The 24,798-nt window shown below is 75.8% G+C and carries 21 protein-coding genes; 5 read left to right on the top strand and 16 right to left on the bottom strand.

From position 1 onward, the window contains the following. Positions 1-213 precede the first annotated feature (213 nt). From ABZ881_RS24360 to ABZ881_RS24290, 15 genes are all read right to left on the bottom strand, one after another. Positions 214-1,863: a helix-turn-helix domain-containing protein gene (locus ABZ881_RS24360; RefSeq protein ID WP_358487874.1), complete on the bottom strand. Its 1,650-nt coding sequence runs from the start codon at positions 1,861-1,863 to the stop codon at positions 214-216. A gap of 239 nt (positions 1,864-2,102) precedes the next feature. Then, positions 2,103-3,719: a helix-turn-helix domain-containing protein gene (locus ABZ881_RS24355; protein ID WP_358487873.1), complete on the bottom strand. Its 1,617-nt coding sequence runs from the start codon at positions 3,717-3,719 to the stop codon at positions 2,103-2,105. Then, the gene (locus tag ABZ881_RS24350; RefSeq protein ID WP_358487871.1) at positions 3,716-5,101 is read right to left on the bottom strand and encodes a hydantoinase/oxoprolinase; all 1,386 of its coding nucleotides are present in this window, start codon (positions 5,099-5,101) and stop codon (positions 3,716-3,718) included. Before ABZ881_RS24350 ends, ABZ881_RS24355 begins: the two co-directional genes overlap by 4 nt. Then, a complete protein-coding gene (locus tag ABZ881_RS24345) occupies positions 5,098-6,219 on the bottom strand; it encodes a DUF917 domain-containing protein (protein WP_358487870.1) in 1,122 nt (373 codons plus the stop codon). Before ABZ881_RS24345 ends, ABZ881_RS24350 begins: the two co-directional genes overlap by 4 nt. Before the next feature lie 18 nt (positions 6,220-6,237). After that, a complete protein-coding gene (locus ABZ881_RS24340) occupies positions 6,238-7,407 on the bottom strand; it encodes a M20 family metallopeptidase (RefSeq protein WP_358487869.1) in 1,170 nt (389 codons plus the stop codon). Positions 7,408-7,412: 5 nt separating this feature from the next. Beyond that, positions 7,413-8,345, bottom strand: coding sequence for a DUF1028 domain-containing protein (locus tag ABZ881_RS24335; RefSeq protein WP_358487867.1), 933 nt, complete (start codon positions 8,343-8,345; stop codon positions 7,413-7,415). Then, a complete protein-coding gene (locus ABZ881_RS24330) occupies positions 8,342-9,145 on the bottom strand; it encodes an alpha/beta hydrolase (RefSeq protein WP_358487866.1) in 804 nt (267 codons plus the stop codon). Before ABZ881_RS24330 ends, ABZ881_RS24335 begins: the two co-directional genes overlap by 4 nt. After that, on the bottom strand, positions 9,142-9,603 hold the full coding sequence (locus ABZ881_RS24325; protein WP_344017629.1) for a nuclear transport factor 2 family protein: 462 nt from the start codon (positions 9,601-9,603) through the stop codon (positions 9,142-9,144). Before ABZ881_RS24325 ends, ABZ881_RS24330 begins: the two co-directional genes overlap by 4 nt. A gap of 33 nt (positions 9,604-9,636) precedes the next feature. Next, positions 9,637-10,632 (bottom strand): LLM class flavin-dependent oxidoreductase, encoded by a 996-nt coding sequence (locus tag ABZ881_RS24320; protein WP_358487865.1) that lies wholly within the window; start codon positions 10,630-10,632, stop codon positions 9,637-9,639. A gap of 17 nt (positions 10,633-10,649) precedes the next feature. Next, positions 10,650-11,663: a glucose-6-phosphate dehydrogenase (coenzyme-F420) gene (gene fgd, locus ABZ881_RS24315; RefSeq protein WP_358487864.1), complete on the bottom strand. Its 1,014-nt coding sequence runs from the start codon at positions 11,661-11,663 to the stop codon at positions 10,650-10,652. Further along, on the bottom strand, positions 11,660-11,998 hold the full coding sequence (locus ABZ881_RS24310; protein WP_358487863.1) for a hypothetical protein: 339 nt from the start codon (positions 11,996-11,998) through the stop codon (positions 11,660-11,662). Before ABZ881_RS24310 ends, fgd begins: the two co-directional genes overlap by 4 nt. Continuing rightward, positions 11,995-14,379 carry a xanthine dehydrogenase family protein molybdopterin-binding subunit gene (locus ABZ881_RS24305; RefSeq protein WP_358487861.1) on the bottom strand — a complete coding sequence of 795 codons (2,385 nt, stop codon included), beginning with the start codon at positions 14,377-14,379 and terminating at the stop codon, positions 11,995-11,997. The genes ABZ881_RS24310 and ABZ881_RS24305 overlap by 4 nt, the downstream gene beginning before the upstream one ends. Beyond that, positions 14,376-14,915, bottom strand: a complete 540-nt coding sequence (locus ABZ881_RS24300; RefSeq protein ID WP_344017634.1) for a (2Fe-2S)-binding protein — start codon at positions 14,913-14,915, stop codon at positions 14,376-14,378. Before ABZ881_RS24300 ends, ABZ881_RS24305 begins: the two co-directional genes overlap by 4 nt. Beyond that, complete coding sequence (locus ABZ881_RS24295; RefSeq protein WP_358487860.1) at positions 14,912-15,754, bottom strand: FAD binding domain-containing protein; 843 nt, start codon at positions 15,752-15,754, stop codon at positions 14,912-14,914. The genes ABZ881_RS24300 and ABZ881_RS24295 overlap by 4 nt, the downstream gene beginning before the upstream one ends. 181 nt (positions 15,755-15,935) lie before the next feature. Continuing rightward, positions 15,936-16,850 carry an SDR family NAD(P)-dependent oxidoreductase gene (locus ABZ881_RS24290; RefSeq protein WP_358487858.1) on the bottom strand — a complete coding sequence of 305 codons (915 nt, stop codon included), beginning with the start codon at positions 16,848-16,850 and terminating at the stop codon, positions 15,936-15,938. Between the two features lie 46 nt (positions 16,851-16,896). Between ABZ881_RS24290 and ABZ881_RS24285 the strand changes: the two genes are divergently transcribed. The 5 genes from ABZ881_RS24285 to ABZ881_RS24265 all read left to right on the top strand — a co-directional run bounded on the left by ABZ881_RS24285 (position 16,897) and on the right by ABZ881_RS24265 (position 22,443). Beyond that, positions 16,897-17,436, top strand: a complete 540-nt coding sequence (locus ABZ881_RS24285) for a hypothetical protein (RefSeq protein ID WP_358487910.1) — start codon at positions 16,897-16,899, stop codon at positions 17,434-17,436. 274 nt (positions 17,437-17,710) lie between these two features. Beyond that, a complete protein-coding gene (locus ABZ881_RS24280) occupies positions 17,711-18,772 on the top strand; it encodes a thiamine pyrophosphate-dependent enzyme (RefSeq protein WP_358487857.1) in 1,062 nt (353 codons plus the stop codon). A 67-nt stretch (positions 18,773-18,839) separates the two neighbouring features. Beyond that, positions 18,840-19,811, top strand: a complete 972-nt coding sequence (locus tag ABZ881_RS24275; protein WP_358487909.1) for an alpha-ketoacid dehydrogenase subunit beta — start codon at positions 18,840-18,842, stop codon at positions 19,809-19,811. Continuing rightward, the gene (locus ABZ881_RS24270) at positions 19,808-21,337 is read left to right on the top strand and encodes a 2-oxo acid dehydrogenase subunit E2 (RefSeq protein ID WP_358487856.1); all 1,530 of its coding nucleotides are present in this window, start codon (positions 19,808-19,810) and stop codon (positions 21,335-21,337) included. The genes ABZ881_RS24275 and ABZ881_RS24270 overlap by 4 nt, the downstream gene beginning before the upstream one ends. A gap of 35 nt (positions 21,338-21,372) precedes the next feature. After that, a complete protein-coding gene (locus tag ABZ881_RS24265; protein WP_358487854.1) occupies positions 21,373-22,443 on the top strand; it encodes a Glu/Leu/Phe/Val dehydrogenase dimerization domain-containing protein in 1,071 nt (356 codons plus the stop codon). 57 nt (positions 22,444-22,500) lie between these two features. Here the strand turns inward: ABZ881_RS24265 and ABZ881_RS24260 are convergent, their stop codons facing one another. Then, positions 22,501-24,795 carry a molybdopterin-dependent oxidoreductase gene (locus ABZ881_RS24260; protein ID WP_358487853.1) on the bottom strand — a complete coding sequence of 765 codons (2,295 nt, stop codon included), beginning with the start codon at positions 24,793-24,795 and terminating at the stop codon, positions 22,501-22,503. Positions 24,796-24,798 lie beyond the last annotated feature (3 nt).

Here is a 24,798-nt window from a genome sequence, read left to right as displayed (position 1 = left end):
GGAACGGGTCGGTGCCCGGCCCGCCGGAGCGGGGATCGGATCGACGGACGCAGCGCCGTCAGCCGAGGGGGCACGGACCCGGACGACAGCAACACGCGGCGCGGTGCGCGGCGGCGGTCGTCGGGTCGATCACGCGGGACATCATGGCAGCACCGCCGGCCCGGGGCCACACCGGCCCCGCGGGACGGCCGTCACGGTGCAGCGGTGTCTGTCTCAGCCCGCACCCAGCGCCAGCAGCCGCACCTGTAGCTCCACGGTGAAGCGTTGCACGGGATCGTCCAGGCTGATCCCGCTGCGCGCCTCGATCCGCTGCAGCCGGTAGCGCAGCGTGTTGCGGTGCACCCGCAGCCTGCGGGCGGCCTCGGAGACGTCGCGGCCGGCGTCGAACCAGGCCAGCAGCGAGGCCAGCACCTCGGCCCTGCGGTCCGGGTCGTGCTCGAGGGAGGCGTCGAGCGCGCCGTCGAACAGCCCGGGGCGGTCGCGGGCGATCTCCCCCAGCTCGGCGAGCACCGCCCACGGGCGCAGGTCGCTCAGGCTCGCGATCGACGGCCGTCCGCGGCCGGCGAGCACCGACGCGGCCCGGCAGAGCGGCCCGGCCAGCCCGGCGATGTCGTCGTCGCCGTCGTGGCCGGGATCGATCCGGTCGCTGACGCAGGCGACGAACCGGACGCCGTGCAGGGCCGAGAGCCGGTTCCGCACGGTCTCGGCGTCGCGCTGGGCGGCGTCGCGGCCGCGCCGGCCGGGGAGCAGCACGACGGTCGCGCCGTCGGTCCGGGTGAGTGCCGCGCCGGGGAACACCATCCGCACGCACGCCCCGGCCGACGGCGCCGGTCCGGGGTCCGGGCCGTCGCCCGCCGGGCGCAACGCGACCAGGGTCCAGCCGCCGGGCCCGCCGAGCGCGTCCACCGATCCGGTGCCGGTGAGCGCGCCGCGCAGCAGCTCGTCGGCGAGGTCGCCGGGGCCGGGCGTCGCGGGGACCGGTGCGCCGGCCATCCGGGCGGCGACCACGGACGCGGCCTCGGTCAGCACGTCCGGCGCGGTGTCGCACAGCGGCCCGCCGCCCTCGGCGGCGATCACGTAGCCGGCGACCGCGTCCCGGACGACGATCGGTGCCATCGTCCGCGGCACCGCGCCGGGGAACAGCACCTGCTGCGCCGCGCGGGTGCGCAGCAGCAGCTGCGCCGCACCGGATCCGGTGAACCACTCGCGGGCCGCCGCCGGCGCCCGGCGGTCCAGCACCGACCGTTCGCGCAGCGGGTCCACCGGATGCCCGAGCCCGGCGTGGGCGAGGGTCCGCAGCTCGGCGTCGACGATCTCGACCGGGCCGCCCACGGCGGCCGCCGTGGCCTCGGCCAGCGGGGACAGGTCGGGGGCGGGGGCCGCGGGCCGCTGCCCGAGCCGGGCCGCCGGGACCAGGGAGCGGGCGAGCACGCACAGGTCGTCCCAGCAGACCCGGTCCGCGGCGACCAGCACGGTCACCCCGGCCCGGCGGGCCCGGTCGCGGACCGCGGCGACGTCCTCGACGCCCTTGAGGACCACCGCGCAGGCCCCGCCGCGCGCGGCCTCGGCGACGGCCTGCCCGGCGAGCGCGGTGCCCGCCGACGGCGCCGCGACCAGCAGCAGGTCGTCCCGGCCGCACGGCCGCCCGGCCAGCGGGTCCCACAGGGTGACCCCGCCGAGCGGGCCGTCGATGCCGTGCGGTGCGGCGAGCACGTCGAGCACGCCGCGGCCGGGCCCGAGCAGCAGGTCGGCGAGCCGCGGGGGTGCGGGGCCGTCGTCCACCGCGGGCACCAGGCGCACGACCGGACGGCGGTCCTTCCGTGCGGGTGCCGCCTCCACCGGTCGCCGGTCCGTCAGGTTCACCTGCGTCACCACCTCTCCGGGCACGTCGTCGTCGTGCGATCCGGGAGTGAGGTTAGGAACGGTGCGGCCCGCCGTCTGTGGGCGAACTGCACGGTCTGCCCGGTGGGGTGTGCAGACTGCACCGCGGACCGGGCACCGGGGCCGTGGGCGGGAACACGTGCTGCCGCGACACACGGGCGTGACAGGAGTGTAGCCCGGCCGACACGACCGGGCGTGCGTCCTGCACCACACCGGCGTGGTCAGTCGGCCTCGTCCCAGGCGACGCCCAGTGCCCGGGTCGCCAGGTGCACCATGATCCGGTCGTCCGGGTCGTCGAGATCGACCGGGAGCAGATCACGGATCCGCTCCAGCCGCTGCATCACGGTGTTGCGGTGCACCCCGAGCGCGGCCGCGGTGTCGGTCGCCGACGACTCCCGGTCCAGGTAGCCGCGCAGGGTCCGGACGAGCTCGCCGTGCGGGTCCGCCTCGATCAGCGGGGTCAGCACCTCGGCCGCCACCGAGCGCAGCGCCGGGGAGCTGTACCAGCCGACCAGCATCCGTTTCATGCTGACCCCGTCGACGTGCTCGACGGTCGCCGGCCCGTCCTCGGTGCCGGCCAGCAGGCAGCCCCGGCGGGCCTCCTCCAGCGAGGCACGCAGGCCGGCGAGACCGTCGCGGGTGCCGCCGATCCCGGCGCACAGCCGCAGCCCCGGCCGGTCGGCCTCGACCGACAGCAGCGCCTCCCGCACGGCGTCGCGGACCGCGGCCGCGGCCGGGCCGGGACCGTCCGCCGCGGTGCCCGACGAGTCGGTGGTCACCCACAGCACCCACCCGTCCGGACGCTCGACGAGCCCCATCGGCATGCCGTGCGCGGCGAGCCGCTCGTCCAGGTCCGCCACCGGCTCGCCGGGCCGCAGCACGGCGCTGCCGGGCCGCACCGCGACCTGGACGGCGGTGTGCCGGCCGGCCAGCCGCCAGCCGAGCGCGGTCGCCCGCTCGACCGCCCGCGACGACGGGGCGTCGCCCGGGTCGAGCAGCTCCCCCAGCAGCAGCGAGCGGCGCCGCCCGGCCCGCTCCAGCGACGCGGTGGTGCGCGCGACGTAGGCGGTGTAGGACAGCGCCGCGATCGCCATCGACTGCCGGATCGGTTCCAGCAGGGCGCCGGTGACCGTCTGCAGCCGGGCCGCCAGCCAGAAGTTCGCCGGGGCGTCCGGGTCGAGCTGGACGGGCTGCACGAGCACCGCGTCGCCGTCGCCGACCTCGAAGGTGCCGGCCGCCGGGCGGGCCGCGGTCAGGTGCGACCGGACCTCGGGCCGGTCCATCAGGTCCCGCACCGCGGGGTCGCCCGCGACGAAGCGGGACTCGGCGTCGACCAGCGCGACCGGCCCGCCGAGGGTCTGGGCGAGGGTCCGGGTGAGCCGGCCGGCGTCGGACGAGGGCACCTGGAAGCGCTGCGCGGTGGTCCCGAGGATCCGCAGGCCGGCGATCTCCGGGGCGCGCACATAGGGATCGAAGGCGGCGGCGACCGCGGCCGGCGCGATCTCGTCCAGCACGACGAGCGGGACGGCGAGCCGATCGGCCAGCCTGCGGGTGGCGAGCGGGACGGCGGCGCCGGGGCGCTGCGCGATGATCCCGGCCAGCCCGGCGCCGTGCGCGAGCCGCAGGGCCAGGTCCGCGCCGGGCAGGTCGAGCGTCAGCTGCTCCGGCCCGAACACCACCACGCTGCCGGGGGCGAGGTCCTCCACGGCGTGCACCGAGCCGCCGGGCACGACCATCCGCACCGCGCGGTCCAGCCCGGCCGCGCCGCCGAGCACCTCGTGCCCGCGCAGCAGGCCGGTCGCGAGCAGCCTGCCGAGGGTCACCGTCGATCCGCTCACCAGGTCTCCCCCGTCCCGGCCGGGTCCACCAGCGGACCGGTCGCCGTCACCCGCAGCCGCACGCACGGCATCGGCACGTAGGTCATCGCCATCTCGCGCACGGCGCCGATCCGGACCCGGCGCGGATCGGCACCCGCCCGGACCGCGCCGTCCCGGGCGGCGCGCCGGGCCAGCCGCACCCCCTCGGCCAGCGAGCCGTCGGCGAACCGGAACAGCCGGTCCACGGTGGCCGACGCCTCCGCGGTGGCGGCCCCGTACGCGGCGGCCCATTCCGCGTCGGCCGGACGCCGGGCCTCCGACGGGAGCGGGACCGGCCCGGGGGTGCCGGCCACCGCGACCGGTGCGTCGCCGAGCGCGGCGCCGACCCGGACGATCCCGGCCCGGACCCGCTCCAGCAGCACCGCCGGGCCGGCGTCGCCGTCCGGCCGCAGGTGCACGACCCGGTCGGTGCGCACCGCCAGCCGGATGCCGCGGACCTCGCGGAACGTGCCGGTGTCGGGCACCAGGCCGTCGTCCAGGCCACCGATCCGCAGGCCGTCGGGGCGGGAGTCCAGCACGACCAGGGTCGGCGACCCGGTCAGCCGGGCCGTCCCGGCGCGGGCGGTGGCGTGCCGTGCGCCGACCATCAGCACCGGATGCGCGGCGGCCACGTCCGGGCCCAGGACGTGCCCGCCGCCGTCCATCAGGAACAGCTCGGCGTCCGGTCCGGCGGCGGCCGCCAGCGCGCCGGTCAGCGCACCCGCCCGGCGGGCCAGCGCCGCGTCGAGTACCGCGGTGTTCTCCCGTTCCAGCAGGCCGACACCGCCGTAGCCGTGCGCGGTGACCACCGGGACGTCCGGGCCGAGCACCGCACCGAGCACTGCCGCCGCCCGCTGCTCGTGCCCGGGATCGAGGTGCCCTGAAACGGCGGCGACCGCGACGGCGGCGACCGGGCCTGCGGCGACCGGGCCGGCGCAGCGGCGGGCGAACGCGCCGATCGCGCCGATGTCCAGCGGCGCGATCTCCGACCCGTCGTGCAGGTATCCGCCGCCGACCACGGCGACCGGCCCGCACACCGCGCCGGCGAGGTCGGTCGGCCAGCCGGTCAGCGGCGGCACACCGGTCGTCGCCGGGGCGCCGATCCGCAGCACCCCGACCCGGTCCAGCACGCCGGGATCGCCGAGCAGGTCGGCCGGGCCGGGGCAGCTCACGACCACCCGCAGCGGCCCGCCGCCGGGCGGGCGCAGCCCGGCCAGCAGCTCGCGGACGGTGCCGGCCGGGTCGTCCGGGTCGCCCGGCCGGGCGCACCGGGCGACGATCCGGCCGTCCGCGCCGACCAGGACCGCGGTGGCCGGGCCCGGGCCCAGGTCGATCCCGATCCGCGGCAGCCGGCCGGCGCTCACGACGGTCCGACCCGCACCGGATCGACGTCGAGGCCGAACGCGCGCGGCCCGGCCAGTGCGTAGCCGCCGGGCCGGTGCCAGCGCTCGTCGACCGGCAGTGCGACCACGTGCACCTGCTGCCCGACGACGACGTCGACGGTCTGCAGCACCGCGCCGGTGTCCCGGTCGATCAGGTCGATCACGTCCGGCACGGTCACCGCGACGACGCCGTCGGCGGAGGCGACCAGGTTCTCGTTCTGGAAGTCGACCCGCATCATCCGCGCGCCGCGCCGGTCGGCGGGCGGGTCCGACTCGATGCTCACCACGCCGCGCGGGAAGCCGTCGGTGGTGCGGTGTACCAGCTCCCGGACGACGCCGGAGAACAGCAGCCGCCCGCCGGTCTCGGCCAGCAGCGCCGCCGGGTCGCCGACGACCGGCGCGGAGCGCAGCGCGCGGCCGATCCGGACGCACTCGGTGAGCCCGCCGCGCGGTGCGAGCCGGGCGCACTCGGCGGCGGTCAGCCGGTAGGCGCTGATCAGGGCGACCAGCCCCATGTGCGGCATGGCGCTGCGCAGCAGCCGGGAGACGGTGCCCGCGTCGTCGGCGGAGAGCACCGCGGAGGTGCCGCGCGAGTCGACCACCACCACCGGCGACGCGCTCAGCCCGGCCAGGGTGAGCAGGGTCGCCTCGATCATCGGCAGGCAGCGGCGCATCACGTCGGCGTCGACGCAGGGCAGGCCGAGCTGGGCGGCGGTGACCACCGGTGCGATCGCGTTGACCGCGCCGAGCTGCACCGGCAGCACGGCCGAGCAGCTGCCCTCGGCGACCGTCTCGAACAGCGTCCGCAACCGGGCGCTCTCCTGCTCGCCGTGGAACATCTCGACCAGCACCGAGGGGGTGCCTGCGGACAGCACCGGCAGCACCAGCGAGTCGGGGGGCAGGTCGGCGGCGTCGACCAGCCGGACCGGGCCGTGCCGGCGCAGCGCGGCGCGCAGCATCTGCCGGGGCAGGTAGGGGTCTCCCCCGCCGCCGCTGCCCAGCACGACCGCGCCGCCGACGACGTCGTCGACGTCCTCCTCGGTGATCCAGCCCTCGGTGCGCCAGTGCCCGGTGCTGGTGTTGCCGGTGGTCCGCCGCATCGCCGCGCTCCACCCTCCTCACCCCGGGCCGGGCGCCCCGAACCCCGCGTACACCGCGGCGAACGTGCCTGCGGCCGCCGACAGCTCGTCGACCGGCACGTACTCGTCGGCGGTGTGCGCCACGGTCATCGAACCAGGACCGTAGACCACCGCGGGGATGCCGAGGTCGTTGCGCAGGAACCGGGCGTCGGTGCCCAGGTTCAGCCCGCGCACCGGTGCGCCCCCGGCGGCGGCCCGCACCCGGTGCACGAACGGATGGTCCGGGTCGAGCTCGGAGCCCTCGACGAACGCCAGCGTCTCGACGGTGTGGTCGATCCCGGGGCCGGCCCGCTCCAGCACCGCGGCGAGCCCGGCGAGCACCTGCTGCTCGGTCCAGCCGGGCAGCACCCGCCGGTCCAGCCGCAGGGTCGCGGTGTCGGCGACGATGTTGGGCATCGAGCCGCCCGAGATGGTGCCGACGTTGCAGGTCGGGTCGCCCAGCAGCGGATGCGGGTCGGTGCCGAAGTCGGCCAGGTGCAGCGCCTGCACCAGCCGGGCCGCGTCGGCGATCGCAGAGTGCCCGGCGGCCGGGTCGCCGCCGTGCGCGGCCCGGCCGCGGACCCGGATCTCGGCGAGCAGCGCGCCGCGTTCGGCGACGCCGACACCCAGCTCGCTCGGCTCCGGCACGATCGCCGCGTCGGCCGCGATCCGGCCGGCCGCCAGCAGCGCCGCGGTCCCCCACCGGCCGCCGGTCTCCTCGTCGGCGACCAGGTGGAACTGCAGGTCGCAGGGCAGTTCGACGCCGGCGTCCTGGCAGGCACGGACGCCCTCGATCGCGGTGGCGATGCCGCCCTTCATGTCGCAGGCGCCGCGGCCGTAGACCCGGCCGTCGCGGACCACCCCGCCGAACGGCGGGACCGACCAGTCCTCGGCACGCAGCGCGACGACGTCGACGTGCCCGTTCACCAGCAGCGTCGGCCGGCTGCCGTCCCCGGCGCCGAGCGTGCCCAGCACCGAGATCCGCCCGGGGGCGGGCTCGAACACCTCGGTGCGGGCGCCGAGGCCGTGCAGCACGTCGCGCAGCAGCCCGGCGATCGCGGACTCGTCGCCCGGCGGGTTCCGGGTGTCGCACTGCACCATCGCCACCGTCAGGTCGGTGCAGCGGGCGGTGTCGACCGCGGCCCGGGCCCGGTCCGCGGTGGCGGGCACCGCCGTCACCGGTGCCCGCCGGGGATCTCGTCCAGGAAGGCGGTCCCGTCCAGGAAGCCGAGCGGGGCGATCCCCTCGAGGAACCCGCGCAGCTGCGGGCGGGCCCGGAACAGGTCGGTGAACAGCGCGCGGGCGCCGTCGGTGTCGCCGCTGCGCGCCATCAGCAGCGCCCGCCAGAAGTCGGCCTCCCGGTTGTCCGGGCCGAGCAGCTCGGCGGCCCGGGCCAGCCCGTCCAGCCGGTCGGCCAGCTCGCCGGCCGGGACACCGGTGAACGGGCCCAGGGTCAGCCCGCGCTCGAAGATGACGCCGCCGATCAGGTCGAACGCCCGCTGCCGGGGCAGCAGCCTGCCGAGCTCGCCGACCGGGTCGGGATGGTCGTCGACCCGCAGATCGACCAGGGTCTGCTCCCAGGGCCGGTCGGTGCGGGTGCCGGTGACGACCTTCAGCACCGCCGACTGCGATCCGCGCACGTCGCCACCGGCCGCCTCGGCCGCGACCAGCGCGGCCAGCAGCCGGTCGGCCAGCTCGCCGGACGCGCCGCGGTAGGCGTCCAGCATGGCCGGCCAGACCTGCGCCGAGCCGAGCATGTTGCCCTGCACGGCGACCCCGTCGCCGGTCGCGCCGCCGGCCGCCGGGGCGCACCGGTCGCCGGTGTGCGACACCGCCCGGCCCGCGGCGTCGACCACGCCGAGCTGGCGGTAGCCGGCGTCCGGGTCGGCGGCGACGAGCGCGGCGACCGCGTCGGCGGCCGGCGCGCCGGACCGGATCAGGTCCAGCGCGCCGGGGCCGTGCGCGACCTCGACGAACGCCTGGGTGGCGGCCGCGCCGACGCCGGGTTCGGTCCAGCCGACGAGCCGCCCGACACCGAAGAAGTGCGACTGGGCGGCGACGCCCAGCGCCCCGGTGTGCGGGCAGCGGGCCACGATCGAGTACGTCACCGGGTGGCCTCCACGTGCTCGGTGATCAGGGCGGCGACCCGCTCGGGCACCTCCAGCATCGGCAGGTGCCCGACGCCGTCGAGGAACACCGGTTCGGTGCCGGTGGCGGCGGCGATCTCGGCGGTCATCGCCGGTGGGCAGGTCGGGTCCTCGGTGCCGGTGGCGGCCAGCACCGGGACGCCGACCCGACCGGTCAGGTGCCGGATGTCGGCCCGGAACGCGCCGTGCAGGATCGCCGCGACGACGGCCTCGTCGCGGGTGCCCGCGGCCGCGGCCAGCCCGTCGACGACCCGCGGCTCGGTGCGGAACGCGCCGCCGACGATGCCGGGCAGCAGCCCGGCGAAGTAGCCGGCGGTGCCCTGCGCGGTCAGCTCGGCCACCATCGCCTCGATCGCCTCGTCCGGTGCGCCGACCCCGAGGGTGGAGCCGAAGGTGGCGACGCCGAACACCCGCTCCGGGTGCAGCGCGGCGGCGGCCAGCGCGATCGACCCGCCCAGCGAGCCGCCGGCCAGGTGCACCGTCCGCAGGCCGAGCGCGTCGAGCACGGCGACGACGTCGGGCAGCCAGCCGTCCTCGATCGAGAACGGCCCGGCGGTGGTGGACGTGCCGTGCCCGCGCAGGTCCAGCGCCACCGTGGGCCGGTCGAGCGCGGCGGTGACGTGCTCCCACACCGAGCCCGCGGTGTTGATCGGGTGCACCAGGACGAGCGTGCCGTCGGCGGCGGGCTCACCGGTGACCCGCACCGTGAGCGGCCCGGCGGGGCCGTCCACGGTGTGGACCGACGTCGGGACGCCGCTCATTCGGTGCCGTACTTCAGCTGCCCCTCGGGGGCGAACTCGCTGATGTGCATGTGCCAGATCCGCCAGTCGGCGTTTCCGGCGCCGTCGTCGCGGCGCAGGAACTCGGTGTTGCGGAACCGGGTCGCGCCGCTCGTCTCCAGCTTGCCGGTCGGGGTGGGCAGCACCAGCTCGGCCTCGCCCTCGGAGGTGAGCAGCGCGACGTCCCCGAACACCTGGATCTCCGGCTCGGTGACGTCGGCGATCCGGGTGATGGTGACGCCGACCGAGGTGAGGTTGCGCCACAGCTTCGCCTTGTCGGCGGCGCCGCGGTAGACGAAGCCGTTGAGGTTGAACTGCAGGTAGCCGTCGCCGACCGGGAAGTACGGCAGCATCTTCTCGACGTCGAGTCCGACGTTGGCGGCGAACCAGCCGTCGTGCACGGCGCGGACGGCGGCGACGTCCTGGTCATGGGTGCTCATGGAGATCTCTCCTGCTGGGTCGGGTGTCGGGGATCAGGAACTGAAGTCGGAGACGAGACCGGCGACGGTCGCGAGGGTCTCGTCGGCGTTGTCGGCCACCACCGGCACGACGACGACCTTGTCGGCGCCGGCGTCGAGCAGGGCCTGGATGCCGGCGCGGGCCTCGTCCGGGCCACCGGTGACGCTGAACGCGTCGATCCACTCCTCGGGCATCTCGGCGGCCACGGTCGCGGCGCCGCCGCGGCCGATCATGTCGGCGATCGCGTCGTTGGCGCCGATCGAGGCGAACAGCGGGCACGGGCCGGTGGCGCCGATGTAGAAGGCCAGCACGGGGCGGATCTGGTCGCGCACCTCGGCGGCCCGGGCCGGATCGCCGGTCAGGTTCATCGCGACCAGCACGACCTGTTCGGGCCGGGTGCTGCGGCCGGCCGCGTCGGCGGCGGCATCCAGCTTCTCCCGGGTGGCCCGGACGTACTCCGGGGTGGCGAGCACGCTGACGACGATGCCGTCGGCCAGCTCGCCGGTCAGGGCGATGCCCTTGTCCCCCAGCACGCCGGTGTAGAGCGGCGGGACCTGCGCCGGCGGGTGCGTGAGGGCGACCTCGTTGAAGGTGAACACCCGGCCCGTGTCGTCGACCTTCTCCCCGGCCAGCAGCGCCGACACCCCGGTGAGGGTCTCGCGCAGCGCCGACATCGGGGACTTCACGGTCAGCCCCATCTGTGCCGTCCAGGCCGGTACGCCGTGCCCGACGCCGGGCTTGAACCGGCCCGGATAGGCGCGGGCCAGGGTCGCCGTCTCCATGGCGAGCAGTGCGGGATGGCGCACCATCGAGGAGACGACGGCGATCCCGACCGGGATCCGCTCGGTGGCGCCGAGCGCGATCGCCGAGGCGGCGATGCCGCCGAGGAAGAAGTAGTCCTCCGGGATCCAGAGCTCCCCGAAGCCGCGCTGCTCGACCTCGTGGGCCAGCCGGGCGATGTCCTCGGGCGGTGTGGTGCTGCCGAGCAGCAGGCCGATCCTGTTGGTCATGATCATCAACTCCTGGGTCAGCCCAGCGCCCGCAGCCGCGGTGCCAGGTCCTTGTCGAACAGCTGCAGGAACCGCTGCTGGTCGTGTCCGGGCGCGTGCAGCACCAGGTGCCGGAAGCCGGCGTCGACGTAGGGGCGGACCCGCTCGGCGATCTCGTCCGGGTCGGACGCGACGATCCAGCGGGACGCGACCTGCTCGATCGGAAGCTCGTCGGCGATCCGCTCCATCTCCAGCGGATCGGAGATGCCGTGCTTCTGCTCCGGGCGCAGCGACAGCGGCGCCCAGAACCGGGTGTTCTCCCCGGCGGCGTCCGGGTCCGGGTCGTAGGACACCTTGATCTCGATCATCCGGTCGATGTCGCAGCGGCGGCGGCCGGCCGCCTCCGCGCCCGCGTCGACGGCCGGTTGCAGCTTCTCGGTGTAGAGGTCCATCCCCTTGCCGCTGGTGCAGATGAACCCGTCGGCGGCCCGCCCGACGTACTTCGCGACGACCGGGCCGCCGGCCGCGACGTAGATCGGGACCGGGACCTCGGGGCGGTCGTAGACGGTGGCGTCGACGGTGCGGTAGTACTCGCCGTCGACGGTCACCCGCTCGCCGGTCCACAGTGCCCGGATCAGGTCGATCGCCTCGCGCATCCGGGCGAACCGCTCGCGGAACTCGGGCCATTCCAGCCGGGCCACGGCGACCTCGTTGAGCGCCTCGCCGGTGCCGACGCCGAGCAGCACCCGGCCCGGATAGAGCGCGCCGAGCGTGCCGAAGGCCTGCGCGACGACCGCCGGGTTGTACCGGAACGTGGCGGTGAGCACGCTGGTGCCGAGGGTGACGCGGGAGGTGCGCTCGCCGGCGGCGGCGATCCAGGCGATCGAGAACGGCGCGTGCCCGCCGCGATGCCGCCAGGGCTGGAAGTGGTCGCTGACCAGCACGCTCTGTATGCCGTGCTGCTCGGCGAGCACGGACAGCTCGACGAGCTCGCGGGGGCCGAACTGCTCGGCCGAGGCCTTGTAGCCGAGCACCAGGTCCGATCCGGTCACGCGGCTCCTCCGGTGGTCGGGCCGACGACCGGCGCGGCGTGTGCCACGTCCATCCCGCCGATGACGCTGCGGAACGACGCGTGGAAGCTCTCCGGGAGCCCGGCCATCGCGGTGCGGAAACCGTCGAGATCGGCGACCTCGATCAGCTCCAGGTAGTGGTGGGCCGGTACGCCGACGCCGTCGAGCACCGGGCCCTCCAGGCGCAGCACCCGGAACCCGAGGACCCCCGGCATCCCGGCCGCGGTGGGGGCGTCCACCTCGCGCAGCCGGCGTTCGTAGTCCGCGCGCACGGCCTCGTCGGTGAGCGTGGTCAGCGCGACGACGGTGCGGCTCATCGGGCCGGCTCCGTCGCCAGCCCGTCGAGCACCCGCTCCGGCAGCACCGGGATCGAGGTGAGCGGCGCCGCACCGGCGGGCAGCGCGTCCTGCAGGGCGTTCACGATCGCCGACGGCGCTGCGATGACGCCGCTCTCCCCGACGCCCTTGGCGCCGTTGAGTGCGAACGGGGTCGGCGTGACGGTGTGGAAGACGTCGAGCTCGGGGATCTCGGGGGCGATCGGCACCAGGTAGTCGGCGAACCCGGTCGCACCCGGTTGCCCGGACTCGTCGTAGACGATCTCCTCGGTGAGCGCGGCGCCCTGGCCCTGCAGCGCGCCGCCGACGATCTGGGCGTCCACGATGCGCGGGTTCAGCTGGTTCCCGCAGTCGTGCCCGAAGATCATCCGCGGGACGCGGACCTGCCCGGTGTGCGGGTCGACGTCGACGAGTGCGACGACGACGCCGTAGGAGAAGGCGAGCGCCTGCGGGTCGAACGCGCCGAGCGTCTCCAGCCCGGGCTCCATCCCCGCCGGGAGGTTCCCGCCCTGGTAGGCGGCCGCGGCGACGGTCGCGTAGCTCAGCCCGGCCGCGCCGGCGCCGCGCACCCGGAACTCGCCGTCGGAGTGCTCGACGTCGCCGGGATCGGCCTCCAGCAGGTGCGCGGCGATCCGGCGCATCTTGTCGACGGCCTTGTCGGCGGCCAGGATCAGCGAGGAGCCGGCGATCCCGGCGGCCCGGCTGGCCCCGCTGGCGTAGGCGGTGTAGTGGCTGGAGTCGGTGTCGCCGAACCGGACGGTCACGTGGTCCAGCGGCACCCCGAACCGGTCCGCGGCCAGCTGGGCGAACGCGGTCTCCAGGTCCTGGCCCATCGGCGTCTGGCTGGACACCAGGCGCACCCGGCCGTCCGGCTCGACGGTCGCCGAGGTGGCGTCCCAGCCGCCGGTGGTGATCCCGATCAGCGGGAACACCCCGGACGGGCCGAAGTTGGTGCACTCGTTGAAGAAGGCGATCCCGATCCCGGCCGGGCGGCCCGCGGCGCGGATCTCGTCGCGCTCCCGGAGCATGTCTGCGTAGGCGGGCCGGTCCAGGGCGAGATCGAGCATCTGCGGGTAGTCGCCGGAGTCGAGGAGCTGACCGGTGGCGGTGGTGAACGGGAACGCCTCGGGCGGGATCAGGTTGCGCCGGCGCAGCTCGACCGGGTCCAGCCCGAGCTGCGATGCGGCGATGTCGAGCAGCCGCTCCAGCGGGAAGTTCGCCTCCGGCTGGCCGAAGCCGCGGTAGGCGCCGAGCGGGGTCTTGTTGGTGACCACGGCGGTCGCCGAGATGTCCACCGCGGGCACCGTGTACGGCCCGCACAGCAGCGCGCCGGTGGCCCAGCCGGTGCCGGCGCCGCAGGTCGACGGGGCGCTGCCGAGGTCGATCAGGTAGCGGGCGCGGAGCCCGACGATCCGGGCGTCGGCGTCGAACCCGATCTCCAGCTCCATCCGCTGGTCCCGGGACGGGGTGGACGCGACGAACGACTCGTCGCGCTGCTCGGTGAACCGCACCGGGCGGCGCAGCCGCAGCGCGAAGTACGGGACGAGCGCCTCCTCCGGGTACAGCACCGCCTTCATCCCGAAGGCGCCGCCGACGTCCGGTGCGATCACCCGGATCCGGTTCTCCGGCACGCCGAGCATCGCCGCGACGCCCTCCCGGATCTGGTGCGGCGACTGGGTGGAGGTGTGGATGGTCAGCCGCGGCCCGGTCGGGTCGTAGTCGCAGACCACGCCGCGGGTCTCCATCGAGGTGGCCAGGATCCGCGAGGTCGTGAACGTCTCCCGGACGACGGTGTGCGCGCCGGCCAGCGCGGCACCCGCGTCCGGCGGCTCCGGCAGGCCCGGGACGGCGACCGGCCAGGCCGCCCGGACCTGCACGTTGTCGCCCCACTCCTCGTGCAGCAGCGGCGCGCCGGGATCGAGCGCCTGGTCCACCGTGGTCACCGCGGGCAGCGGCTGGTAGACGACCTCGATCGCGTCCCGGGCGTCCTCGGCGACGTACTGGTCCCGGGCGACGACGACGGCCACCGGCTCGCCGACGTGCCGGACCTTGTCGACGGTCAGCGGCCTGCCGTGCCCGGTCTTCTGCCCGGGCAGGTCCCACAGGTACTGCTGGGGGCCGATCTCGTCGAACAGCTCGGCGCCGGTCGCGACCGCGTACACGCCGTCGATCGCCCGGGCGGCGGTGGTGTCGATGGAGACGATCCGGGCGTGCGCGTGCGGGCTGCGCAGCACCACCAGGGTGGCCTCGCGGTTGTGGTGCACGTCGTCGACGTAGCGCCCGGCGCCGCGGACGAACCGGTCGCCGGTGCGGCTGGGGATGCTGCGGCCGACGTAGCCGGCCGGCTGCTCGGTGACGGTCACGCGCCCGCCTCCCCGGTCACGTGGTCGAGCGCGGACCCGAGGGCGTCCACGATCCCGGCGTAGCCGGTGCAGCGGCAGATGTTCGCCGACAGCCTGCGCAGCAGCTCGGCGCGGTCGAACCGGGCGCCCGCCCGGGCCTCGGCGATGATCTCGGTGCCGAGCACCACGAAACCGGGCGTGCAGAACCCGCACTGGAACCCGGTGTGCTCGATCAGCGCCTGCTGGAAGCGGGACAGGGTGCCGTCGGGGTCCTCGACGCCCTCCACGGTGGTGATCTCGGCGCGGTCGGCCTGGACCGCCAAGGTCAGGCAGGACCGGGCCGACTCGCCGTCGACGAGCACCGTGCAGGCGCCGCACCAGCCCTGGTGACAGGACGTGTGGGTGCCGGTGCGCCCGGCCCGTTCGCGCAGGAAGTCGGCGAGGTTGGTGCGCGGCTCGGCGAGCGCGGCGACCGGCTCGCCGTTCACCTGCATGGTCAGCACGCGCTCACCGGTCGGCCGGGCGGGTGCGGTCGGGGGGAGATCGGTGGTGGTCATGCGGCGTCCTCCCGGGAGGGCGTGTGACGGGTGGGATCGGGGACGATCCGGGACAGCGCGCCGGTGACCGCGACGGTGACCAGGCGGCGCCGGTAGGGCACCGACCCGTAGCGGTCGCCGTTCGGGACGACCAGATCGGCGGCCGCGCCGGCCGGGTCCTCCGGGCCTGCGGCGGCCCGCCCGGTGGGGACGACGACCGGGGTGGGGCCGACACCGGTCACGGCGATGACGAGCGCGCCGCCCGCGTCGTGCCCGGCGACCGCGGAGACCTTCGCGTGCCGCCGGAAGTGCCGCTGCTCGAACGCCCACGGCCGGTCCGGGACCGGCAGCTCGACGGCGGCGAGCAGCTCGTCGGGGCGCAGCGTCGTCCGGAACGGGCCGGTGAACAACTCGGCCGCCGGGATGCGGCGCTCCCCGGACGCCGAGTGCGCCACCGCGACGCCGCCCAGCGCGAGCAGCACCAGCGGCAGCTCGGCGGTGGGATCGGCGAACGCGATGCTCCCGCCGACCGTGCCGCGGTTGCGGGTCGGGACGTGCCCGACGTGGCCGAGGGCCTCGGTCAGCACCGGCACCCGGGCGGCGAGCCGGTCACGCTGCACCGTCCGCTGGGTGACCGCGGCGCCGATCCGCAACCGGTCGCCGTCGACGGTGATGCCGCCGAGCTCGGGGACCCGGCCGATCGCGAGCACCAGCTCCGGGGTGCGGGTGCGGGCGTTGAGCTGGGGTACCAGGCTCTGGCCGCCGGCGAGCACGGCGACCTCACCCGGCTCGGCGGCGAGCACGGCACACGCCTCGTCGAGGGAACGGGGTTCCCGATACCGGAACGGGGCAGGACGCATGGAACCTCCCAGGGACGGGGACGCCACGTGGTGGTGGGCGGCGCGATGTCCGACCGGTGGCGAGATCCGAACCTAGGAGTGGCGGGGGCCGGGACGCTTCGGCGCCGCGGACAAACCTGCGGGGACCGCGGTGTGCACGGTGCTCAACGGCCAGGTGTGCGGGCCGTCGGGGCCTCCGCCGTCAGCCGAGGTGTTCCAGCCAGTTCCAGAGGGCGCGTTCGCGATCGGGGTCGTAGGACTCGGTGGACGACGGTGCGGCCTTCGTCCGGTGGATGTAGGCGCCGGACGCGGCGGGAGTGACGCCGAGGACGGTGTCGGCGAGCTTCCGGCCCGCGGGGACCGGGGTGTCGACGAGGCCGGTGACCGTGAGCAGCGGGACGATCCTGCTCATCAGGAAGGGGAATGCGCCCCCGGTCTCGCGCGCGAGCCCGGTCCCGACCACGAGACTGGGGTTGTAGGCGACGATGTCGACGCCCCCGGGTAGACGGCGGGCCCACTCGTGGACCAGGTGGATGCCGCCGAGCTTGCTGGTCACGTAGGCACGACGGCCGGCCCGGACCCGTCCGGCGGAGGCGAAGGCTCCCGGCCGGGAGATCTCCGGGATCGCCCACCGGGGTGCGGGCATGGTCCCCCCGGTGTGCCGCAGATCCCCGAAGTGGGCGTCGCTGACCGTGACGACGATGCGCGCAGGGGCCTGGATGTGCGGGTGCAGCTGCCGGAGCAGCTGGTGGGTGGACATGACGTTCACCGCGAAGGTTCGCTCGTATCCGTCGACGGTGGCCTGCACCGCGTCGGAGAGGTGGACCCCCGCGTTGAAGACGAGACCCCGCAGCGGGGGCAACCCACCGGACTCGAGGAGATCCTCCAGCTGCGCGCCGGCAGCGGCCACGCTCGCCCTGCTCGACAGATCGACGTCGACGGTCGAGACGTGTGGGGTGATCTCCCGCAGGCCCGGCAGCACCTCGGCGGCGGAGGAGCCTCGCCCGAGCACCACGAGGTGGGTGCCGGGGCTGCGCCGCAGGACCTCCCGCGCGGCTTCGAGACCGATCCCGCGGGTGGCCCCGGTCATGATCAGGGTTCGGGTCGCTGCGGTCATGGGTGGGCTCCCTGGGTGAGATCGTGGTTCCCGGTCGCCGTCGACACTGACCGGGCGCCCGCTCGCCGACGAGCGACCTCCGCGGCGGCGGGCACCCGCCGCAGAGGTCCGGCCGGGGCTCCGGCAGATGCTCGCCGGCCTGGACGACACCTTGCCGGTCACCGTCCACGACGGCCGGCTCGACGTGCTGGCGCTCAACCGCGCCGCGGCGGACCTGTTCGGGCCGGTGTTCGGCGACGGACCCTACGGCCGGAACATCGTCCACCAGGCGTTCACGTCCACCGGGCTGCGCACGGTGCTCGGGGACGACGGAGCGGAGCAACTCGCCCGGGTGGCGGCCGCCGAACTGCGCAAGGCGCTCGGCCGCTACCCGGAGGACGCACGCCTTCGTTCCCTGTTCCACGAGCTGTCGACCCGCAGCCCCGGGTTCGGGCAACACTGGGAACGAGCGGAGATCGGAACGTGGAGCTCGGCGATGAAGAACCTCCACCATCCGACCAGGGGTCCGCTCGCCTTCGACAGCGAGATGCTGCACGACCCCGAGAGCGACCACTGGGTCATGATCTTCACACCCCGCCGCGCCTGAACGTCCCCGCCGGAGATCACCGTCCGGGTGCACCGGGCCGCGATCCGCGTGGCCGTACGCACCACGACGGTGATCTTCGGGGGATGATCTGGCCACCGTGCCCAGCTCGTCGCCGTCCGGGATGTGCACCCGTGGCCACATCCGGCGCGGCGCGGCGCGCGACGGTCGCGGATCCCGCCCACGCAGTCTGGACCCGCGCCGTACCGGATGCGCACGCTGACGAGGTCCGGCCCACCCCGCCGGACACCGCCCCGTCATCACCCACGAGGTGCCCGTGTCCGACACCCCTGTCCAGCTGCTCTCCCCCGACGGCGAGCTGACCGACCATCCCGACCATCCGCTCGACGTCCACCCCACGCTGGCCCGCGACCTGCTGCGCCGGATGGTGCTCGCCCGCCGCCTCGACGAGGAGGCGCTGCACCTGCAACGCCAGGGCGAGCTCGGCCTGTGGCTGCAGTGCCGCGGCCAGGAGGCCGCCCAGGTCGGTGCGGTGACCGCGCTCGACGACCGCGACCGGATCTTCCCCAGCTACCGCGAGCACGCCGCCGCGCTGTGCCGCGGTGTCCCGCCGGCCGGTCTGCTCGCCCAGTGGCGCGGCTGCTCGGCCGCCGGCTGGGATCCCGAGGAGCACCGGTTCGGGGTGTACACCCTGGTGCTCGCCGCGCAGCTGCTGCACGCCGTCGGGTACGCGATGGGGGTGCAGCGCGACGGCGCCGACGAGATCGTGCTGGCCTGCCTCGGCGACGGCGCCGCGAGCGAGGGCGACGCCTCGGAGGCGCTGAACTGGGCGGCCACCACGTCCGCGCCGGTGCTGTTCCTCTGCCAGAACAACCAGTTCGCGATCTCCACCCCCACCCGGCTGCAGCAGCGCGCCCCGCTGCACCAGCGGGCCCGCGGTTTCGGGTTGGACGCGCACCTGGTCGACGGCAACGACGTGATCGCCGTGCACGCCGTCACCGCCTCCGCCGCCGCGGCCGTCCGGGCCGGCGCCGGGCCGGTGCTGATCGAGGCCGTCACCTACCGGATGGGCGGGCACAGCTCGTCCGACGACCCGTCGCGCTACCGGGACGACGCCGAGCTCGCCGGCTGGACCCCCCGCGACCCGATCACCCGGGTCGAGCGGCTGCTGGACCGCCGCGGCTGGGCCGACGCGCGGTTCCGCGACGAGCTGCGCCGCGAGTCCGACGAGCTCGCCGCGCAGGTCCGCGCCGCCTGCCTCGCGCTGGCCGCACCCGAGTTCGGCTCGGTGTTCGCGCACGTGCTCGCCGGTGGCTCGGCGACCGTCGACGCCGAACGCTCGGCGCACGCCGCCTACGCGGCGTCCTTCCTGGACTGACTCCCCCTGTTCCGGGCCGCCACGGCCCGACAACGACGAGGACAACCCTGTGACCAGGCAATCCACAATGGTCCGCGCGCTGAACGACGCGCTGCGCAGCACCCTGGAGGACGACCCGGCGGTACTCGTGATGGGTGAGGACGTCGGCCGGCTCGGCGGCGTCTTCCGGGTCACCGACGGCCTGCAGAAGGACTTCGGCGAGGCGCGGGTGCTCGACACCCCGCTGGCCGAGTCCGGCATCGTGGGCACCGCGATCGGGCTCGCGATGCACGGCTACCGGCCGGTCTGCGAGATCCAGTTCGACGGCTTCGCCTATCCCGCGTTCAACCAGATCGTCTCCCAGCTGGCCAAGCTGCATGCGCGCACCGCCGGCGCGGTCCGGCTGCCGGTGGTGATCCGGATCCCGGCCGGCGGTGGCATCGGCGCCGTCGAGCACCACAGCGAGTCCAACGAGGCGTACTTCGCGCACACCGCGGGTCTGCGGGTGGTCTACTGCTCCACCCCGCAGGACGCGCACTGGATGCTGCGCCAGGCCGTCACCGGTGACGATCCGGTGCTGTTCTACGAGCCGAAGCGGCGCTACTGGTCGACCGGCGAGGTCGCCACCGATCCGGCCGATCCGGCGGTGCTCCCGCTGGACCGGGCCCGGATCGTCCGGCCCGGGCGGGACCTCACGCTGCTCACCTACGGCGGGATGGTCGCGGTCTGCCTGGCCGCCGCCGAGGCCGCCGCGGCGGACGGGCACGACCTGGAGGTCGTCGACCTGCGGACGCTGTCCCCGCTCGACCTGCACACCGTCCTGGAGTCGGTGCGCCGGACCCGGCGCGCCGTCGTCGCGCACGAGGCCCCGACCTTCCTGGGGCTCGGCGCCGAGGTCGCCGCCGCGGTGACCGAACAGTGCTTCTTCGATCTCGAGGCCCCGGTGCTGCGGGTCGGCGCCTACCACGCGCCCTACCCACCGGCCCGGCTGGAGGACGAGTACCTGCCCGATCTCGATCGCGTGCTCGACGCCGTCGACCGAACCCTGGACCCCGCATGAGCAGCTCCACCGTCCCCACCGGCGCCGTCCCGACCGGCACCGAGTTCCGGCTGCCCGACGTCGGCGAGGGCCTGACCGAGGCCGAGATCGTCACCTGGCGGGTCTCCCCCGGCGAGACCGTCGGCATCAACGATCCGCTGGCCGACATCGAGACCGCGAAGTCGCTGGTCGAGCTGAGCAGCCCGCACGCCGGGACGGTCGCCGAGCTGTGCGCCGCGGAGGGCGACACCGTGCCGGTCGGTTCGGTGCTGCTGCGCTTCGCCGGGCCGGACGGACCGGGGTCCCCCGCCGCCGGGCCGGGCGGGCCCGGCTCTGCCGCTGCCGGGCCCGTGGAGGCCGGCGCCCCCGGGGAACAGCCCGCGGTGCTGGTCGGGCCCGGTCCGCGGCCCGAGGCGAGCCGCAGGCGGAAACGCGCCCGGGACGCCGCCGCAGGGGACACCGGCAACAGCGGCGGCGCGGCCGGCCGCAGCGAGGCCGGCAGCAACGCGTGTAGCGGCAACGGGACCGCCGGCAACGGCAGCGGCGGCATCAGCGGCGTCGGCAGCACGACCACCGGCGCCGGCCCGGCTCCCACCCCCGGCCAGGCCGGGGACGCGCCGGGGACCGCCCGGGTCGCAGCCCCGTCACCCACCCCGCCGGCGGGTCCCGGGACCGGCCCGGCCGGGAGCGGCAGCGAGCCCCCACCGGCCGCACCCGCCGTGCGCCGGCTGGCCCGCGAGCTCGGCATCCCACTGACCTCGGTCACCGCCACCGGCCCGGGCGGGCGGGTGCTGCGCGAGGACGTGCTGGGCCACTTCACCGCCGCGCTCTCCCCCGCCACCCCGGACGGCGAGATCCGGACCCCGATCCGCGGGGTCCGCCGGGCGACCGCGGACGCCGTCACCCGCAGCGCCTTCACCGCACCGCACGTCACCGAGTTCCTCGACGTCGACGTCACCGGAACGGTCGAGCTGGTGGCGCGGCTGCGCGAGGACCCGCGGCTCGCCGGGAGCCGGGTCACCCCGCTGCTGGTCGCCGCCCGCGCTGTGCTCGCCGGCGTGCGCGCCCATCCGGAGTTCAACGCCCGCTGGTCGGCGGAGACCGGCGAGATCGTGCAGCACGCCGCCGTCAACCTCGGGATCGCCGCCGCCACCGACCGCGGGCTGATCGTGCCGAACATCGCCGGCGCCGACCGGCTCGACCTGCCCGGCCTGGCCCGCGCGCTGGACGCGCTGGTGCAGACCGCGCGGTCCGGCCGCACCCCGGTCGCCGACCTGACCGGCGGCACCCTCACGATCACCAACATCGGGGTGTTCGGGGTGGACGCCGCGACCCCGATCCTCAATCCCGGCGAGGCCGCGATCCTCTGCCTCGGCGCGTTCCGCCGCCGGCCGTGGGTGGTCGGCGACGACGTCGTCCCGCGCTGGACGACCCGGCTGTCGCTGTCGTTCGACCACCGGCTCGTCGACGGCGAGCTCGGCAGCCGGGTCCTCGCCCGGATCGGCGCCGTGCTCACCGACCCCACCTGGGAGCTGGCACTGGCCTGATCCCGACCCCCGCCCGTCCGCACGAAGAAGGAGCCATGACCGTACTGATCGACCGCAGGACCCCGGGCGCGCCGACCGCGCTCACCACGTTCGCCGAGCAGGGCTTCGAGCAGCTGCTCGTCAGCCGGGACCCGGCCGGCGGCCCGCGCGGGTTCATCGCCGTGCACGACACCTCGCTCGGGCCGGCACTCGGCGGGGTCCGGGTCCGCCGCTACCCCGACGACGAGACCGCCGCCGCCGACGCGCTGCGCCTGGCCAGGGCGATGACCTACAAGGCGGCGCTGGCCGGGCTGCCGCTCGGCGGCGGCAAGTCGGTGATCAACGCCGATCCGCGCACCGGGAAGACCGCCGCGGTGCTCGCCGCGCACGGCCGGGCGATCGGGCTGCTCGGCGGCCGCTACATCCCGGCCGCCGACATGGGCACCGGCCCGGAGGACCTGCGGGTGATCGCCGGGCACACCCCGGTCGTCGCGAGCGCCGAGCGGGACCCGTCGCCGTCCACCGCGCGCGGCGTGGTCGCCGCGATGCGCGCGGTCGCGCTGCGGCGCGGGCACAGCTCGCTGGCCGGGCTGTCGGTCGCCGTGCAGGGCGTCGGGAACGTCGGCGGGCACATCGTCGGGCTGGTGCACGCCGAGGGCGCCCGCACCGTCGTCGACGATCTGGACCCGGAGCGGGTCCGGGACGCCGTCACCCGCTTCGGTGCCGTCCCGGCCGACGGCGCCGACGTGCTGCTCGCCGACGTCGATCTGGTCTGCCCGGCCGGGGCCGGCCTGGTCCTCGACGCCGAGCGGGTTGACCGGCTCCGCGCGTGGGCGGTCGTGCCGGCCGCGAACAACGCGCTCGCCGGGGACGAGCAGGCGCTGCGGCTGCGCGCACGCGGCATCGACTACGTGCCCGACTTCGTCGCCAACGCCGGCGGGCTGATCTCCTGCGAGGCCGAGATCCGCGGCGTCTCCGGGTTCGCCGACCGGCTGGAGGCGATCGGGGCCACCACCGCCGAGATCCTGGCCGCGGCGGACGCCGACGGCGTCGACGCGCTCACCGCCGCCACCGCGCTCGCCGACCGCCGGATCGCCGCCGCCCGCGCCCGCAACGCCGGCGCATGATCACCGATCGGGCACCGGGACGTTCGCCGGGCGACCGTTCCGGTGCCCGATCCGTGATCACCCGATCCAGGGCGGAGTGTGCGCGGTGACCTCGGGCGGCTCGTGGCGGAAGGGTTCCACCGCGACCGCGCACAGCTGACCGGTGCAGCCCTGGGCCAGCCGGGACGAGCCGCGGTCCCGGGTCAGGGCGTTCGGGTTGCCGTGCACGCAGAGCGCGTCGTCGCCGGCGTCCGGGCGCTCCGGGTCCGGGCGCGGGTCCCACCAGGCGCCGGTCGGCAGCTGCAGCACGCCGGCCCGGATGTCGTCGGTCACCCGGGCCGAGGCCAGGCAGGCGCCGCGGTCGTTGTACAGCCGGACGACGTCGCCGTCGGCGATCCCGAGCCCGGCGGCGTCGTCCGGGTGGATCCGGACGACCTCGCGTCCGGAACGCTTCGAGCCCGCCGAGTGCGCGCCGAAGTCCAGCTGCGAGTGCAGCCGGGTCGCGGGCTGGTTGGAGACCAGCCAGAACGGGTGCCGCTCGTCGGGCGCCTCGGTCGGCTCCAGCCAGGCCGGGTGCCCGGGATGGTCGGCGTAGCCGTACCCGGCGATCGGCGCGGACCCGACCTGGATCCGGCCGGACGGCGTCGGCAGCGGGTGCGCCACCGGATCGGACCGGAACCGGCCGAGGACGCCGCCGTCGTCCGGGCGCTGCGGCAGCTCCAGCTCGCCGCGCTCCCAGAACTCGTCGAAGTCGGGGGCGTCGAGCCCGCGATCGGCGAGTGCCTTGCGGGTCCGGTCGTACATGTGGACCAGCCAGTCGTGCGCGCTGCGGCCCTCGGTGAACGTCTCGCCGTGGCCCAGCCGGTGCGCGAGCGCGGCGTACACGTCGTAGTCGTCGCGGGCCTCGCCGCGCGGCGGGACGAGCTGCTTCATCGCGACCAGCAGCGGATCGGCGCTGGTCGCGCCCATGTCGTCGCGTTCGAGGGTGGTCGTGGACGGCAGCACGACGTCGGCGTGCCGGGCGGTGGCGGTCCACATCGGGTCGTGCACCACGAAGGTGTCCAGCTCGGCGACCGCGCGGCGCAGCCGGCGCAGGTCCTGGTGGTGGTGGAACGGGTTGCCGCCGGCCCACCAGGCCAGCCGCACGTGCGGGTAGGTGTGCTCGGCGCCGTTGTAGTCGTAGGTCTCCCCCGGGTGCAGCAGCATGTCGGCGACCCGGGCCACCGGGATGAACGACGACACCGGGTTCGGTATCCGGGAGAAGGCCGGCACCGGCACCGCGTTGCGCAGCCTGCCGTAGTGCCCGAGCGAGCCGAGGCCGTAGTTGAATCCGCCGCCGGGCAGCCCGATCTGGCCGAGCACCGCGGCCAGCGCGGTCGCCCCCCACACCGGCTGCTCGCCGTGCTCGGCGCGCTGCAGCGACTGGGCGACGGTGACCAGCGTGCGCCCGTAGGCGATCCGCCAGGCCAGCTCGCGGATCGCGGACGCGTCGATGCCGGTGATCTCCGCGGCCCACTCGGCGTCCTTGACCGGTGCCGCGAACAGGTACTCGCGCAGCTGCTCCCAGCCGTCGCAGTGGGTGTCGAGGAAGTCCGCGTCGTGCCGGTTCTCGGCGGCGACGGTGTGCATCAGCGCCAGCATCAGCGCGACGTCGGTGCCCGGGCGGATCGGCAGCCAGGTCGCGTCGACCTCCTCCGGCAGGTCCGGACGCAGCGGGCTGACCAGCACGAACACCGCGCCGCGGTCGCGGGCGGCGCGCATCGCGCCGCGCTCGACGTGCCGGCTCACCCCGCCGGCGGCGATCGCCGAGTTCTTCAGCGCCATCCCGCCGAACGCCAGCACGGTGTCGGTGTGCGCGGCCACCGCGTCCCAGGTGACGGCGTTGCGGCTGACCGAGTCGAACGCCCCGAGGACCTGCGGCAGGATCACCTCCGCCGCGCCGCCGGAGTAGGTGTTGACCGAGCGGGTGTAGCCGCCGGTCGCCGCCAGGAAGCGGTGCAGCTGGCCCTGCGCGTGATGGAACCGCCCGGCCGACGCCCAGCCGTAGGACCCGCCGTAGACGGCGGCGTCGCCGTAGGTCGAGCGGACCCGGTGGGTCTCCTCGGCGAGCCGGTCCAGCACCGCGTCCCAGGAGACGGTCAGGTAGCCGTCCCGGCCGCGCGCGGGATCCCGGCCCGGGCCGCGCTCCCACCAGCCCCGCCGGACCGCCGGGGCCGTCACCCGGGCCGGGTGCGCGACCGCGGCTGGGATGTTGTCCAGCACCGGCGACGGGTCCGGGTCGCCCGGGTGCGGGCGCACCCGCAACCGCTCGCCGTCGTAGCGGGCACGGAACACGCCCCAGTGGGCACTGTGGGTCTTCTCGATCTCGGTCACCAC

Origin of the sequence: Pseudonocardia sp. NPDC046786 (genome assembly GCF_040645415.1) — a bacterium.
GTDB classification, from domain to species: Bacteria; Actinomycetota; Actinomycetes; order Mycobacteriales; family Pseudonocardiaceae; genus Pseudonocardia; species Pseudonocardia kongjuensis.
Note: the sequence above shows the minus strand (reverse complement) of the source record. Positions and strands in the feature narration are given on the sequence as shown.

Coding starts and splice junctions, on each gene's coding strand:
- ABZ881_RS24345 (WP_358487870.1), bottom strand. CDS start 6,219: ATGCGGCGGACCACCGGCAACACCAGCACCGGGCACTGGCGCACCGAG.
- ABZ881_RS24330 (WP_358487866.1), bottom strand. CDS start 9,145: ATGAGCGGCGTCCCGACGTCGGTCCACACCGTGGACGGCCCCGCCGGG.
- ABZ881_RS24325 (WP_344017629.1), bottom strand. CDS start 9,603: ATGAGCACCCATGACCAGGACGTCGCCGCCGTCCGCGCCGTGCACGAC.
- ABZ881_RS24320 (WP_358487865.1), bottom strand. CDS start 10,632: ATGACCAACAGGATCGGCCTGCTGCTCGGCAGCACCACACCGCCCGAG.
- ABZ881_RS24310 (WP_358487863.1), bottom strand. CDS start 11,998: ATGAGCCGCACCGTCGTCGCGCTGACCACGCTCACCGACGAGGCCGTG.
- ABZ881_RS24300 (WP_344017634.1), bottom strand. CDS start 14,915: ATGACCACCACCGATCTCCCCCCGACCGCACCCGCCCGGCCGACCGGT.
- ABZ881_RS24295 (WP_358487860.1), bottom strand. CDS start 15,754: ATGCGTCCTGCCCCGTTCCGGTATCGGGAACCCCGTTCCCTCGACGAG.
- ABZ881_RS24290 (WP_358487858.1), bottom strand. CDS start 16,850: ATGACCGCAGCGACCCGAACCCTGATCATGACCGGGGCCACCCGCGGG.
- ABZ881_RS24275 (WP_358487909.1), top strand. CDS start 18,840: ATGGTCCGCGCGCTGAACGACGCGCTGCGCAGCACCCTGGAGGACGAC.
- ABZ881_RS24270 (WP_358487856.1), top strand. CDS start 19,808: ATGAGCAGCTCCACCGTCCCCACCGGCGCCGTCCCGACCGGCACCGAG.
- ABZ881_RS24265 (WP_358487854.1), top strand. CDS start 21,373: ATGACCGTACTGATCGACCGCAGGACCCCGGGCGCGCCGACCGCGCTC.